This is a genomic window from Pseudomonas sp., from assembly GCF_035277045.1.
Lineage (GTDB): Bacteria > Pseudomonadota > Gammaproteobacteria > Pseudomonadales > Pseudomonadaceae > Aquipseudomonas.
This window is the reverse complement of the sequence record NZ_DATELE010000145.1, coordinates 1-12,973: the sequence shown is the minus strand read 5'-3', so window position 1 is coordinate 12,973 and position 12,973 is coordinate 1. Positions and strand designations below refer to the sequence as shown.

Below are 12,973 nucleotides of genomic sequence, written 5' to 3'. Positions count from 1 at the left end.
GGCGCAGCGGCATTTTGCTACCGTTCGGCGCCGGTTTTCTATCTCTCGCTGCGTCATCTATGCTGAAATTCAGGAGAGCATCAGGTTCAGGATGGAGACAGCCCGTCGCTGACGGGCTGAACAGCGCTTCATCAAGGGGTGGCCCCCATGCCGCGCAGCCTCAGCCTCACCCGCCAGTGCCTCGGCCTGGTGACCCGTATCGAATGCAGTATTCGCCCCTTGGCGGGTGACACCGGCATGTGGACCTTGCTCTTTGCCGCCGGCATGGCCGGCGAGCAACCGTCCGCCATCAAGGCCCAGGGCCCTTTTCATGGGCCACTGGTTGCCGAATCCGTGCTCAATGCGATTGTCGACAGCCTGACCCTGCACGGCTACCAGGTCGCCAGCGGCCCGCAGATCTGGTCCCTGCACCTGCAAGCGCAACTGCGCAAGATCAATGGCGAGCGCATCCACAACGTGGGGGACTACCAGTTCCACCCTGAGCCCTGAACCGCGCCAATGCTCCCTGCGACGCGCTGTCGCGGGCTTTTATCTGTCATGGCAGGCTGGCTATACTCGCGCTCGCTTTTTCGCCATCAGATGAGTCTTTTATCCCATGGAACGTGTTCTCGAAAACGCGATGTATGCCTCGCGCTGGCTACTCGCACCCATCTATTTCGGTTTGTCCCTGGGCCTGCTCGCGCTGGCGCTGAAATTCTTCCAGGAAATCGTCCATGTCCTGCCCAATGTCTTCGCCCTGAGCGAGGCGGACCTGATCCTGGTGATCCTTTCGCTGATCGACATGTCGCTGGTGGGCGGCCTGCTGGTCATGGTGATGTTCTCTGGCTACGAGAACTTCGTCTCGCAGCTGGATATCGATGACAGCAAGGAGAAGCTCAGCTGGTTGGGCAAGATGGACTCTTCGTCGCTGAAGATGAAGGTCGCCGCCTCGATCGTGGCGATTTCCTCGATCCACCTGCTGCGGGTGTTCATGGACGCGCAGAACATCTCCACCGACTACCTGATGTGGTATGTGATCATCCACATGACCTTCGTGGTGTCCGCCTTCGCCATGGGCTATCTGGACAAGCTGACCAAGCACTGACCGGCGCCTTCGGCGGGTACATGCCGCCCGTACGTTGCGAAACGGACGGGCGGTTGCGTTTGTGCCTTGTGCTTTTGCCAGCGACGTAGAAAAAATGAGCATTCACGCGTGACTCCCATCGCGAGGTGCTCACATGAACTTGCATGAACTGAACGGGGAGGCCCGGGCGGGCCGTGTCGAAGAGCTCAACCTGATTGCCATCGAAGGTGGCGACTACCTGCTTGAAGCCCGTATCCACGGGCGTCCTCATCCGCTTGCCGACGGCCGTGGGCAACGCCTGCGCGTGCATTCGGTGGAGGATGCGCGGTTGTTGCTGCAAGACGTGCCGCTGGTGTCGATGAACCTGGTGCACTGGTCCGTCCAGGATGAGATGTGTGGCCTGGGCAGCCATCCTGGCGAAGACCTCAAAGTCCCCATTTCCCGGCGTTCGGCCTGGTAGCTGAAGGCTGCGCCGCAGTGTGCTAGGCTGCTCGCCCTTTTCATGAAGGGCGCCGCTGTCGCGCGCCCTGCTGCGGAGCAAGCAAATGTCCGAACTCAACCTGTCTACCGACGAAACCCGCGTCAGCTACGGCATCGGCCGTCAGCTGGGTGGCCAGCTGCGTGACAACCCGCCACCGGGCGTGAGCCTCGAGGCCATCCTGGCTGGCCTGACCGATGCCTTCAACGGCGAGCAGAGCCGCGTCAGCGAAGCCGAACTGTCGGCCAGCTTCCAGGTGATTCGCGACATCATGCAGCGTGAAGCCGCGGCCAAGGCTGAAGCAGCGGCTGGCGAAGGCAAGGCTTTCCTGGCTGAGAACGCCAAGCGCGACGGTATCACCACCCTGGCTTCGGGCCTGCAGTTCGAAGTGCTGACCGCGGGCGAGGGCGCCAAGCCATCGCGTGATGACAGCGTGCGTACCCACTACCACGGCACCCTGATCGACGGCACCGTGTTCGACAGCTCGTACGAGCGCGGCCAGCCGGCCGAGTTCCCGGTCGGTGGCGTCATCGCTGGCTGGACCGAAGCCCTGCAGCTGATGAATGCCGGCAGCAAATGGCGCCTGTACGTGCCAAGCGAGCTGGCCTACGGCGCCCAAGGCGTTGGCAGCATCCCGCCGCACAGCGTGCTGGTGTTCGATGTAGAGCTGCTGGACGTTCTGTAACGTCGCTATCTGGGGCTGCGCAGCGGCCCCAGAGCCCACCTGCTCAATGCAACTGTGCTCCACCCGGACGCAATGCCCGGGCATAACAGAACAGAAACAGGTTTCGCACCAGCTCCTTCAGCACGATGGGCTCACACGAATTCAGCCCGCTGAGGTCCAGATCGCCCTGGTCTCGCAGCTCATCGAGCGCGTCTTCCTCGATCACCGCACACACCTCACCGGTTTCCCGGTGCAGGATGCGCAGGTAGGGCTGGGGGCGGTCAAGCCAGGCGTCTATCAGATAAGTCATGGCTATTCTCCTTGGATTCGAACTCCAGTGAGAATAATTCTTATTATCAAAATAGCAAGAGCCTGTCGGCGGAATTTTTAAAGCCGCAGGTCAGACCTTGCGCACGAATTCCGACTTCAGCTTCATCGCGCCGATCCCGTCGATCTTGCAGTCGATGTCGTGATCGCCGTCGCACAGGCGGATGTTCTTGACCTTGGTGCCGACCTTGACGACCAGGGACGAGCCTTTGACCTTCAGGTCCTTGATGACGGTCACGGTGTCGCCATCCTGCAGAACGTTGCCCACCGAATCCTTCTTCACCACGTCATCACTGGCCGCTTCGGCTTCGCCGCTGGCCGACCACTCGTGGGCGCACTCAGGGCAGATCAGCTGGGCGCCGTCTTCGTAGGTGTATTCGGAGTTGCATTTGGGGCAGGGTGGCAAAGTGCTCACTACGGTTCCTCAGGACAGGCAGAAAATAAGACCCACATTGTATAGGGTTTTGCCGGTCAATAGGAAAACAGGCCCATCGAGGGATGGGCCAGGAGGGATCAGTGCGTGCGAGCGACGGCGAATTCGCTGAGCTCTACCAGGGCATCGCGGTACTCGCTGGCCGGCAGCACTTCCAGGCAGGCAATGGCGCGGGCCGCGTAGTCGCGGGCCTGGCGGGCGGTGTAGTCCAGGGCGCCCGAGGCCTCGACGGCGGCGCGGATGCTCTCGAGGTCTTCGATGCCGCCTTTCTGGATCGCCTGGCGCACCAGGGCGGCCTGCTCGGCGGTGCCTTCGCGCATGGTGTAGATCAGCGGCAAGGTCGGCTTGCCTTCGGCCAGGTCGTCACCGACGTTCTTGCCCAGGGTCTGCGCGTCACCCTTGTAGTCGAGCAGGTCGTCGACCAGCTGGAAGGCCACGCCCAGGTGATCGCCGAAGGTGCGCAGGGCGGCGAGCTGCTCGTCGCTGGCCCCGGCCAGGGCGGCGGCGCTGTGGGCCGAGGCCTCGAACAGCATCGCGGTCTTGCCGCGGATGACGTCCATGTAGATCTCTTCGGTGGTGCTGGCGTCACGCACCTTGGTCAACTGCAGCACCTCGCCCTCGGCGATCACCCGGGTGGCCTTGGAGAGGATCTGCATGACCGGCATGGAGCCCAGCTCGACCATCATCTCGAACGAGCGCGAATATAAAAAGTCGCCGACCAGCACGCTCGGGGCGTTGCCCCACTTGGCATTGGCGGTGTCGCGGCCGCGGCGCATGCCTGACATGTCGACCACGTCGTCGTGCAGCAGGGTCGCGGTGTGCAGGAACTCGATGGTCGCGGCCAGCAGGCGCAGGTCATCGCCTTCGCGGCCCAGGGCCTTGCCGCAGAGCAGCACCAGCAGCGGGCGCAGGCGCTTGCCGCCGGCCGAGGTGATGTAGTCGCCGATCTTCGATACCAGCGGCACGCGCGAGGTCAGCTGCTTCTTGATGATCTCGTCGACGGCGCTGAAATCTTCAGCTACCGCGCGGTAGAAAGCTTGGGGTTGCATCGGCTGCTCCATTGAGGTTGCGCGGCATGCTAGGTCGCGGGTCCCGGTGTGTCAAGGCGCGGTGCCCGTGGGGCCTGGGCGGGACTTGCAAGGGGTTGGCGCCTTGCGTACAATCGCGCACCCTGAACTTCCCTGGGCATCACCTGCCTTACGCAATGCACCGGGCCGTTCCAGCCCCATGCAGCCATGCCAGCCAATACTCTTCTTATAAAGAGCTGGGTGAGCAGGATTAACGGAGATATACCCCATGTACGCAGTAATTGTTACCGGTGGCAAGCAGTACAAAGTCGCCGAAGGTGAATACCTGAAGATCGAAAAACTGGAAATCGCCACTGGCGAATCCGTGACCTTCGATCGCGTTCTGCTGGTCGCCAATGGTGACGACGTGAACATCGGCGCTCCTGTCGTTGCTGGCGCCACGGTTGTCGCTGAAGTCGTGTCGCAAGGCCGTCACGATAAAGTGCGCATCATCAAGTTCCGTCGCCGTAAGCACCACATGAAGCGTATGGGCCACCGCCAGTGGTTCACCGAGATCAAAATCACCGGTATTCAGGCTTAATTAGCCTTAATCCCCAATCTTTGGAGAATTGAACCATGGCACACAAAAAAGCTGGTGGTAGTACCCGTAACGGTCGCGACTCAGAATCGAAACGCCTTGGCGTGAAGATGTATGGCGGCCAGGTCATCAAGGCCGGCAACATCATCGTTCGCCAACGCGGCACCCAGTTCCACGCTGGCTACGGCGTTGGCATGGGCAAGGATCACACCCTCTTCGCGAAAATCGAAGGCGTGATCAAGTTCGAGAAGAAAGGCGAGTTCAACCGCCGTTATGTAAGCGTCGTCGCGGGCTAATCGCGCTGTCGCTGGAGAAGCCCCGTCATGCGACGGGGCTTTTTCGTTTGTGGTGAGTCTCTTGCAAAGCTGTTTGTATGGGCTGCCGGCGCTGGATCTACGGTCGAACGGGGGCCGCCGCGCTCATTTTTGCAAGAGCCTTATGTCTTTGAGTCATTGAGCTCGTCACCCGACGAGAGGCGGTTTTTTTATGAAGTTTGTTGACGAAGTATCGATCCGGGTCAAGGCCGGTGACGGTGGTAACGGTTGCATGAGCTTCCGTCGCGAGAAGTTCATCGAGAACGGTGGCCCCAACGGCGGTGATGGCGGCGACGGTGGCTCGGTGTTCCTGGTGGCCGACGACAACCTCAATACCCTGGTCGACTATCGTTACACCCGGCATTTCGATGCCCAGCGTGGCGCCAATGGTGGCAGCACCGACTGCACCGGCAAGAAAGGCGAAGACCTGTTCCTGCGCGTGCCGGTCGGCACCACCGTGATCGATGCGAGCACCCAGGAAGTGATCGGTGACCTGATCACCCCGGGCCAGAAGCTGATGGTCGCCCAAGGCGGCTGGCACGGCCTGGGCAACACCCGCTTCAAGTCCAGCACCAACCGTGCGCCACGCCAGACCACGCCAGGCAAGCCGGGCGACCAGCGTGACCTGAAGCTTGAAATGAAGGTACTGGCCGACGTCGGCCTGCTCGGCCTGCCGAACGCTGGCAAGAGCACCTTCATCCGCTCGGTCTCGGCCGCCAAGCCGAAGGTTGCCGACTACCCGTTCACCACCCTGGTGCCAAACCTGGGCGTGGTCAGCGTCGACCGCTGGAAGAGCTTCGTCATCGCCGACATCCCCGGCCTGATCGAAGGCGCCTCCGACGGTGCCGGCCTGGGTATCCGCTTCCTCAAGCACCTGGCGCGTACCCGCCTGCTGCTGCACCTCGTCGACCTGGCGCCGCTGGATGAAAGCAGCTCCGCCGATGCCGCCGAAGTCATCGTCAACGAGCTGACCCGCTTCAGCCCGTCGCTGGCCGAGCGCGACCGCTGGCTGGTGCTTAACAAGACCGACATGCTGATGGACGACGAGCGAGACGAGCGCGTCAAGGAAGTGGTCGAGCGCCTGCAGTGGGAAGGGCCGGTCCATGTGATCTCGGCCATCTCCAAGCAGGGCACCGAGCAGCTCAGCCGCGACATCATGCGCTACCTCGAAGACCGCGCCGACCGCCTCGCCAACGACCCGGCCTACGCCGAGGAGCTGGCCGAGCTCGACCAGCGCATCGAAGACGAAGCCCGTGCCCAGTTGCAGGCACTGGATGACGCCCGCGCCCTGCGCCGTACCGGCGTCAAGAGCGTGCACGACATCGGCGACGATGACGATTGGGATGACGAGGACGACGAAGACGGTCCGGAAATCATTTACGTGCGCGACTGACCGGTTGCAGTACACTGAACGCCGCTCTTTCGAGCGGCGTTTTTGTATCTACGGTATCTACAGATCGACATAGGTTGGAAGAAGATGCGGAGCAAGGTGACGGGTGCGCGGCGTTGGGTGGTCAAGATCGGCAGCGCCCTGCTGACGGGCGATGGCAAGGGCCTTGACCGGGCGGCGATGGCCGTATGGGTCGAACAGATGGTGGCGTTGCGCGAGGCGGGCGTCGAGCTGGTGCTGGTGTCCTCCGGGGCGGTGGCGGCCGGCATGAGCCAGCTCGGCTGGACCAAGCGACCGAGCGCGATGAACGAGCTGCAGGCGGCCGCCTCGCTGGGCCAGATGCGCCTGGTGCAGGCCTGGGAATCGAGCTTTGCCGAGCACGGCAAGCACACCGCGCAGATCCTCCTTACCCACGACGACCTGTCCGACCGCAAGCGTTACCTCAACGCCCGGAGCACCCTGCGCACGCTGGTGGAGCTGGGCGTGGTGCCGGTGATCAACGAAAACGATACCGTGGTCACCGACGAGATCCGCTTTGGCGACAACGACACCCTGGCGGCGCTGGTGGCCAACCTGGTCGAGGCCGACCTGCTGGTCATCCTCACTGACCGCGACGGCATGTTCGACGCCGACCCGCGCAACAACCCCGATGCCCAGCTGATTTCCGAGGCCCGTGCCGATGACCCGAGCCTCGACGCCGTGGCCGGAAGCACCGGCGGCGCCCTCGGCCGTGGCGGCATGCAGACCAAGCTGCGCGCCGCGCGCCTGGCGGCCCGTTCGGGCGCTCACACCATCATTGTCGGCGGCCGTCTGGAGCGCGTGCTCGATCGCCTGAAGGCCGGCGAGCAACTGGGTACCTTGCTCTCGCCCGAGCGCGGCATGATCGCGGCGCGCAAGCAGTGGCTGGCTGGGCACCTGCAGACTCGCGGCACCCTGGTGCTCGACGACGGCGCCGTGCGCGCCCTGCGCGAAGCCAGCAAGAGCCTGCTGCCGGTCGGCGTCAAGACCGTGCAGGGCAGCTTCCGGCGTGGCGAAATGGTGGTCTGCGTCGGCCCCGATGGTCTTGAAGTGGCCCGTGGCCTTGCCAACTACAGCGCGCTGGAGGCGCAGAAGATCATTGGCCAGTCGTCGGAGGCGATCGAAAGCCTGCTCGGCTACAGCGCCGAGCCGGAGCTGATCCATCGCGATAATCTGGTGCTGGTGTGAGTGGCGTCAAGGTGCTGAAACGGCTGCTTGCCGTCGCCGCGCTGGCCGTGCCGATGCTGGCGGGCGCCGAGGAGATCGGCCAGGTCTCGACCGTGTTCAAGTTCGTCGGGCCCAACGATCGCATCGTGGTCGAGGCGTTCGATGATCCCAAGGTCCAAGGGGTGACGTGCTATTTGTCGCGGGCCAAGACGGGCGGGCTCAAGGGCGGGCTGGGATTTGCCGAGGACCGTGCGGAGGCGTCGATTGCTTGCCGCCAGGTTGGGCCGATCCGGTTCGATGGGGAGCTCAAGGACGGCGAGGTCGTGTTCAAGGAGCGCACCTCGCTGGTGTTCAAGACCATGCAGGTAGTGCGCTTCCTGGACAAGAAGCGCAATACGCTGGTGTACCTGGTGTATAGCGACCGGTTGATCGAAGGCAGCCCGCAGAATGCGGTGACGGCGATTCCGATTCTGCCTTGGGCGCAGTGATCCGGATCCGGCATTTGTAGTGACGTCTTCGCGGGCATGCCCGCTCCCACAGGTACGGTCCTGCTCTCGAGGACGCCGCCAGATCTGTGGGAGCGGGCTTGCCCGCGAAAGGGCCGCCGCGGTCCAGCGGCATTACACCGCCGGCTCGGCTTCTTCTTCCGGCACCTCGACCTTCAACTCCTCCAGCCGACTGATGTACTTCCAGTCATCCTCATCGATGTAGATGCCATTCGGCCCGCTCCCGCCTTCCAGGTCGATCGCCACATGCGCCGACACCTGCGGCTTCACGCTCGCCAGGATCGGCACGAAGCCCAGCTGCTGGCTGGTCTCGAGCAACGCGGCCTGGTTGCGTTCGTCGATGTCGGCCGCTTCGTCCAGGTAGTAGGGCAGGCGCACACGGCCGGCCTGGTCGCGGTCCATCAGGTGCAGCAACAGGTACATGTTGGTCAGCGCCTTGATGGTCATGGTGGTGCCGTTGGACGCCGCGCCATCGATGTCGGTATGGATCACTGGCTGACCATTGACCTTGGTGATCTCGAAGGCGAGCTCGAACAGGTCCTTCAGGCCCAGCTGGTTGTGGTTGGCCGCCACCAGCCGCGCCAGGTACTCCTTGGCTTCTTCGTTCCTGTTGTCCTGTTCGGCGCTCTGGCTCAGGTCGAACACCGACAGCGTCTCGCCTTCTTCGTACTGCCCGGCGCTGTGGATGATCTGGTCGATATGCTTGAGCGCTTCCTTGTTTGGCGCCAGCACGATACGGAAGCTTGCAAGGTTGGAAACCTGGCGCTTGTTGATCTCGCGGTTGAACAGCGCCAGCTGGTGCTCGAGGCTGTCGTAGTCGCTGCGGATGTTGCGCAATGTCCGGGCGATGTCGGTGACCGCCGCGCGGCGCGCCTTGCCCAGGGTCAGGGCTTCATCGGTACGGTGCGCGTAGGCGTTGATCAACAGCTGCAGGCGGCGCTCCATGTCGTCTTCGTTGTCGAACTTGGCCACGCCCTTGAGGCGCACCTGGGCGTATAGCGCCTCGATCTGCCCGTCGACACGCTGCAGGCCTTGCCAGCTGTCCTGATAGTCGTTGAGCAGCGGCAGCAGGTTGTCCATCGAGTCATTCACCGGCTCCATGAACGGCGTGCCGAAGGGCAGGTTGGCCGGCAGCAGCTGGCGGCGGCGCAGAGCGTCGTCGAGGGTGCGCTGCTTGGCCTCCATGTCGGCGATCTGCCGGCCGGCCAGCTGCAGCTTGACCGACAGCTGCTGGACGCGCTCGGTGAACGCATCGCTTGAGCGCTTGAGCTCATCCTGGCTGGCTTCGAGCTGGGCCAGTTGCTCGAGCTTGTCGGGTTCTTCGGCGGCCAGGGTCTGGGTGCGGCGGAAGTCCTCGAGGGCTTTCTGCGCGTCGAGTACCTGCTGGTAGAGGGTTTCGGTCTGGGTCTTGCTGGCGGCGCGGTCGGCGGCCACGGCCTGCTGGGTACGCAGCTGCTTGAGCTCTTTTTCCAGGCGCTCCTTCTGGTCGCGCAGCCCGGCGCGATCGGCCAGGGCCTGAAGGGCAGGCGGGTCGATGTGCGACAGGTCGATGGACAGGCCGGGCACTTCGAAGCGCTCGCCCTTGAAGCCGGCCAGTACCGCTTCGAGTGACTTGACCCACTTGTCGTCATCGTCCAGCGAGATGCCATGTTCGCCCGGGGGCAGGCTGAACAGCGCGCCGTTGAACAGGCGCATAAGACGCTCGACATCCGGCTGGGAGAACTCCTCGCGCAGGCGGGCGTAGCTGTTGTTGTCGGCGTGGTCGAGCTGCTGGCTGACCGAACGCAGGCGCTGCGACAGGTCGCGCAGGCGCTCGTCGAGGTCCTCGGCGCTGAACTGGCGCGACTGGGCGAGGGCGCCGGCGAGCTCGTCGTGGGCGTCCTTGGCGGCCAGCAACTGCTGCTCCAGCACCTTCACGTCACTGACCAGGGCGAAGCGGTGCTTGAGCACCGAGAGCTCGCCCAGCCAGCGCTGGATGCCGGTGATCTCGCGCTCCAGGCGCATGAGCTCCTGGGTACCGTTGCGCTGGGTGTTCTGCAGACTGTCCTGCTGGTTCTGGTAGTGCTCGACCTGGATCAGCAGCTCTTCCTTGCGCGCCAGGGCGTAGTCCTGCCAGGTACCCAGCAGGGTGTCGAGCAGCGGCGAGATGCGGTGCAGCTTGCCGCGCAGGATGTCGCGCTGCGCCACGCCATTGGCCAGCGCCTCGACCAGAGGGCCTGCGGACACCAGGGCGTTGTAGTCCTGCTCCATGCGGCGCACGTCGCGGAAGGCCTCATCGCAGGCGGCGATGTAGTCGACACTGCCCGAGCGCAGGCTGTGCTCGAACGCATCGAGGAACAGCTGCTTGAGCTTGGCTGCGGTGATCTCGCGCATGTGCAGCAGGTTGATGAACAGCGCGCGGAAGGTCTTCAGGCTCTGCTCGCTGGTCGAGCGCAGCGGGATCAGGGTCAGGTTCAGCGGTACCGAGGTATGGCCGCCGACCAGCAGCCGGCGCAACTCGTCGGGCTTGAGCTCGTAGGCCTTGAGGCCGTTGCGTTCAAGGTTGGTGAACAGCTCTTTCTGGCGCAGGCAGGTATCGTCCTTCTGGTAGTGCGCCAGGTCCAGTTCGCCTGCGTAGGCGAAAAACTGATGACCGAAACCGCCCCCCGGGCCCCGGCCGACCACGCCGATCACGTGGGGGCCATGGGGCAGGCTGACTTCGCAGAGGATGTAGCTGGTGTCGGTGGCGAAGTAGAAGCGCCGCGACTGCTCCAGGCTGTACTTGCCGAAGCTCATGTCGGACATGCGCGCCAGGATCGGGAACTGCAAGGCGTTGATCGAGGCGGACTTACCGAGGTTGTTTGCGCCGTACACCGACAGCGGCTCTTCCAGCGGGAACAGGCCAAGGCTGTAGCCGGCGGTATTCAAAAGGGCAAAGCGGCGGATGCCGTAACGTTCCTTGCTCATGCGTCGAGCTCCTGTTCTTCGGCAATGGCCCGGGCTAAGGCGTCTTCTTCGCTTTCATCTTCGCTGTCTTCTTCAAAACCCGCGAGGTCGAGTGGGTCATCGGTCTGCAGCAGTTTTTCGTCGCTGTCTTCGTCGATCAGTACCGGCACCGGCAACGGCAGGACGCTGTGCAGGCTGGCGGCCAGATCGCGGTCCTGCTGCACCGACAGGCACACATCGAGGAAACGGTGCATCGGCGGCAGGAAACGGTAGATGCCGTTTTCTTCGCTGGCGAAACCGAGCTGGGTCATGCGCCGCATGATCTTTTCTTCCAGCTCGTCCTGGGTCTGCACTTCGGCCTGGATGAACAGGTCGCGGTATTTTTCCAGCAGCGACGGCAACTCATCGCGCCCCAGGCTGCCGCCGTCGAGCACGGCGATCGGGTCGCGGCCCTGATCGGCCAGGTGCTCAACGAGGATGAAGGTGAACAGGGCCAGACGCTGGGCGGTCTTGTTCACCGCCGCTGCCGCGAGGTCCGGCACGAAGTAGTAGAAGCCGCGGGTGTCGCAGACCAGTTCAAAGCCCAGGGCCTTGAACAGCGTGCGGTACTGGTCCTGGAAGTTCGACAACTGTGCGTACAGTTCCGGATCGCGGCGGCTGACGTGGTAACCCTTGAACAGCTCGCGAAAGATCGGCGCCAGTTGGGACAGTTCGGAAAGATCAAGATGCATTTGGGGTGCTCGCAGAATTCTCGGCGGCGTCATCGCTGACCGAGAGCAGGGCGAAGGAGCGCAGGCTGACCTGATGCTCGTGAGTATGGTATTCGCGACGTTCCAGACGCTCGCGAGTGAAGCGTTTTTCCCGCGACAGGCGCGAGAACCAGTACAGCAATTCGTCGGTGGCGCCGTCTGGTTCCTGCTCCAGCAGCCAGGTCATCAGGTCCGGCATCGGCAAGGCGTCTTCGCAGCGTTCGAGCATTTCCCGAACCGTGCGCGGCGCCCGTGGTGCATCGCCGCCCTTGTGAGACTTGTGCGCCTTGGGGAAACGCGCCGGTTTCGGTTCGAAACGCGCCAGGGCATAAACGTAGGCTTCGACCTGACTGGCACTGCCGAGGAAGGTGCTTTGCGGGCGGGTGAACATCGGCATCGCCGCTTGTGGCACCGCGTCGAGGCCCTTGCGACGGATCATCGACAAGGCCAGCGCCGCGCCACGGGTCACGGCGTTGTGCCGGCGGGCTTCTTCACGCAGCGGCAGCAGCAGTTCGCGGGCATGACGCAGGGTCAACTGGGCGCTGGTCTGCATTTCGAGGATGCGTGCGTGGGTGCGCAGCAGCATGTCGTCGTCGACCAGGTGGCCGAGGCGTTGCTGTTCGCTGAGCATTTTCAGCAAGACGGTTTCGACCTTGCGTACACCTTGTTCGAAGGCGCCGTCGGCGTTCACCAGATCAATCATCGGCTCGACGTATTCGTCCCAGGTCGCCAGCACTTCGGCGTAGCGCTGGCGCAACGGAATCTGCCGGTCGCTGGTTTTCGCCCGTTCGGCGACGGCCACCAGTGCCTGTTCGTCGTTATCGAGCTTTTTCAGCACGTCACGCACGCGCATGTCGAGCAGGCGCAACTGGCGGGCGAGGTCATTGCCGTCGCGGATATCGAACGCGTCCTGGATATAACCGGCCAGACGCTCCAGGTGGCGCAGGTAGGCTTCAATCTCCAGGCACAGGCCCAGCCGGTGTTCACGGCGCAGATAGGCGAGGAAGTCGTGAATCTGCGCATTGAGCTCGAAACGGTTCGGGCTTTTGGCCACGGGAACCAGGATGTCGAGGCGAATCCACACGTCGAGCAGGCTGGTGATGTCCTGCGGCGTACTGTCGAGTTGCTGGGCGGCCAGTTGCGTGCGCAGTTCGTTCAGGCTCAGTGTGCCTTGGTCGAAGTGCTCGCACAGAGGCTCCAGAAGTGCCCAGTGTTCAGCGAGGGCGCGCAAGACGCGCTTGGGTTCGATCATCGGAATGGCCGGCTGGTTGGCGATTAAAAGCCGCGATTGTACTGCATCGGGGGCAATGCGATTCACTCTCGGGACGGGCTGT

The 12,973-nt window shown here is 63.3% G+C and carries 15 protein-coding genes; 9 read left to right on the top strand and 6 right to left on the bottom strand.

Annotated elements, in window-relative coordinates:
- Positions 1–147 precede the first annotated feature (147 nt).
- The 4 genes from VJS90_RS06460 to VJS90_RS06445 all read left to right on the top strand — a co-directional run bounded on the left by VJS90_RS06460 (position 148) and on the right by VJS90_RS06445 (position 2,226).
- A complete protein-coding gene (locus VJS90_RS06460; RefSeq protein WP_324120190.1) occupies positions 148–489 on the top strand; it encodes a hypothetical protein in 342 nt (113 codons plus the stop codon).
- Positions 490–595: 106 nt separating this feature from the next.
- On the top strand, positions 596–1,084 hold the full coding sequence (locus VJS90_RS06455) for a TIGR00645 family protein (protein ID WP_324120188.1): 489 nt from the start codon (positions 596–598) through the stop codon (positions 1,082–1,084).
- A gap of 133 nt (positions 1,085–1,217) precedes the next feature.
- Entirely contained in the window at positions 1,218–1,523 is a 306-nt protein-coding gene (locus tag VJS90_RS06450; protein ID WP_324120186.1) for a DUF6482 family protein, read from the top strand.
- 85 nt (positions 1,524–1,608) lie between these two features.
- Positions 1,609–2,226 (top strand): FKBP-type peptidyl-prolyl cis-trans isomerase, encoded by a 618-nt coding sequence (locus tag VJS90_RS06445; RefSeq protein WP_324120184.1) that lies wholly within the window; start codon positions 1,609–1,611, stop codon positions 2,224–2,226.
- A gap of 43 nt (positions 2,227–2,269) precedes the next feature.
- Here the strand turns inward: VJS90_RS06445 and VJS90_RS06440 are convergent, their stop codons facing one another.
- The 3 genes from VJS90_RS06440 to VJS90_RS06430 all read right to left on the bottom strand — a co-directional run bounded on the left by VJS90_RS06440 (position 2,270) and on the right by VJS90_RS06430 (position 4,014).
- Positions 2,270–2,515, bottom strand: a complete 246-nt coding sequence (locus VJS90_RS06440; protein WP_324120183.1) for a hypothetical protein — start codon at positions 2,513–2,515, stop codon at positions 2,270–2,272.
- Positions 2,516–2,605: 90 nt separating this feature from the next.
- Positions 2,606–2,947, bottom strand: a complete 342-nt coding sequence (locus tag VJS90_RS06435) for a zinc ribbon domain-containing protein YjdM (RefSeq protein ID WP_324120181.1) — start codon at positions 2,945–2,947, stop codon at positions 2,606–2,608.
- Positions 2,948–3,045: 98 nt separating this feature from the next.
- Entirely contained in the window at positions 3,046–4,014 is a 969-nt protein-coding gene (locus VJS90_RS06430; protein WP_324120178.1) for a polyprenyl synthetase family protein, read from the bottom strand.
- 247 nt (positions 4,015–4,261) lie between these two features.
- Between VJS90_RS06430 and rplU the strand changes: the two genes are divergently transcribed.
- From rplU to VJS90_RS06405, 5 genes are all read left to right on the top strand, one after another.
- Positions 4,262–4,573 carry a 50S ribosomal protein L21 gene (gene rplU, locus VJS90_RS06425; protein ID WP_158460469.1) on the top strand — a complete coding sequence of 104 codons (312 nt, stop codon included), beginning with the start codon at positions 4,262–4,264 and terminating at the stop codon, positions 4,571–4,573.
- A gap of 35 nt (positions 4,574–4,608) precedes the next feature.
- Complete coding sequence (gene rpmA, locus VJS90_RS06420; RefSeq protein ID WP_101316402.1) at positions 4,609–4,866, top strand: 50S ribosomal protein L27; 258 nt, start codon at positions 4,609–4,611, stop codon at positions 4,864–4,866.
- A 190-nt stretch (positions 4,867–5,056) separates the two neighbouring features.
- A complete protein-coding gene (cgtA, locus tag VJS90_RS06415; protein ID WP_324120175.1) occupies positions 5,057–6,277 on the top strand; it encodes an Obg family GTPase CgtA in 1,221 nt (406 codons plus the stop codon).
- An 84-nt stretch (positions 6,278–6,361) separates the two neighbouring features.
- On the top strand, positions 6,362–7,480 hold the full coding sequence (proB, locus tag VJS90_RS06410) for a glutamate 5-kinase (RefSeq protein ID WP_324120174.1): 1,119 nt from the start codon (positions 6,362–6,364) through the stop codon (positions 7,478–7,480).
- A 53-nt stretch (positions 7,481–7,533) separates the two neighbouring features.
- On the top strand, positions 7,534–7,947 hold the full coding sequence (locus VJS90_RS06405; RefSeq protein ID WP_324120255.1) for a CreA family protein: 414 nt from the start codon (positions 7,534–7,536) through the stop codon (positions 7,945–7,947).
- 132 nt (positions 7,948–8,079) lie between these two features.
- On the opposite strand, the gene mksF is transcribed toward VJS90_RS06405, so the two are convergent.
- From mksF to mksB, 3 genes are read right to left on the bottom strand one after another with little or no spacing between them, the layout of a single operon-like run.
- On the bottom strand, positions 8,080–10,911 hold the full coding sequence (gene mksF, locus VJS90_RS06400) for an Mks condensin complex protein MksF (RefSeq protein WP_324120172.1): 2,832 nt from the start codon (positions 10,909–10,911) through the stop codon (positions 8,080–8,082).
- Entirely contained in the window at positions 10,908–11,621 is a 714-nt protein-coding gene (gene mksE / locus VJS90_RS06395; RefSeq protein ID WP_085715994.1) for an Mks condensin complex protein MksE, read from the bottom strand. Before mksE ends, mksF begins: the two co-directional genes overlap by 4 nt.
- A complete protein-coding gene (mksB, locus tag VJS90_RS06390; protein ID WP_178076666.1) occupies positions 11,611–12,891 on the bottom strand; it encodes an Mks condensin complex protein MksB in 1,281 nt (426 codons plus the stop codon). The genes mksE and mksB overlap by 11 nt, the downstream gene beginning before the upstream one ends.
- Between the last annotated feature and the right edge of the window lie 82 nt (positions 12,892–12,973).

Bases quoted from the DNA above. Each gene is read 5' to 3' on its own strand.
- rpmA (WP_101316402.1), top strand. From the start codon at position 4,609: ATGGCACACAAAAAAGCTGGTGGTAGTACCCGTAACGGTCGCGACTCA.
- VJS90_RS06405 (WP_324120255.1), top strand. From the start codon at position 7,534: ATGCTGGCGGGCGCCGAGGAGATCGGCCAGGTCTCGACCGTGTTCAAG.
- proB (WP_324120174.1), top strand. From the start codon at position 6,362: ATGCGGAGCAAGGTGACGGGTGCGCGGCGTTGGGTGGTCAAGATCGGC.
- VJS90_RS06455 (WP_324120188.1), top strand. From the start codon at position 596: ATGGAACGTGTTCTCGAAAACGCGATGTATGCCTCGCGCTGGCTACTC.
- cgtA (WP_324120175.1), top strand. From the start codon at position 5,057: ATGAAGTTTGTTGACGAAGTATCGATCCGGGTCAAGGCCGGTGACGGT.
- mksE (WP_085715994.1), bottom strand. From the start codon at position 11,621: ATGCATCTTGATCTTTCCGAACTGTCCCAACTGGCGCCGATCTTTCGC.
- VJS90_RS06440 (WP_324120183.1), bottom strand. From the start codon at position 2,515: ATGACTTATCTGATAGACGCCTGGCTTGACCGCCCCCAGCCCTACCTG.
- VJS90_RS06450 (WP_324120186.1), top strand. From the start codon at position 1,218: ATGAACTTGCATGAACTGAACGGGGAGGCCCGGGCGGGCCGTGTCGAA.
- VJS90_RS06445 (WP_324120184.1), top strand. From the start codon at position 1,609: ATGTCCGAACTCAACCTGTCTACCGACGAAACCCGCGTCAGCTACGGC.
- VJS90_RS06460 (WP_324120190.1), top strand. From the start codon at position 148: ATGCCGCGCAGCCTCAGCCTCACCCGCCAGTGCCTCGGCCTGGTGACC.
- mksF (WP_324120172.1), bottom strand. From the start codon at position 10,911: ATGAGCAAGGAACGTTACGGCATCCGCCGCTTTGCCCTTTTGAATACC.
- VJS90_RS06430 (WP_324120178.1), bottom strand. From the start codon at position 4,014: ATGCAACCCCAAGCTTTCTACCGCGCGGTAGCTGAAGATTTCAGCGCC.
- rplU (WP_158460469.1), top strand. From the start codon at position 4,262: ATGTACGCAGTAATTGTTACCGGTGGCAAGCAGTACAAAGTCGCCGAA.
- mksB (WP_178076666.1), bottom strand. From the start codon at position 12,891: ATGATCGAACCCAAGCGCGTCTTGCGCGCCCTCGCTGAACACTGGGCA.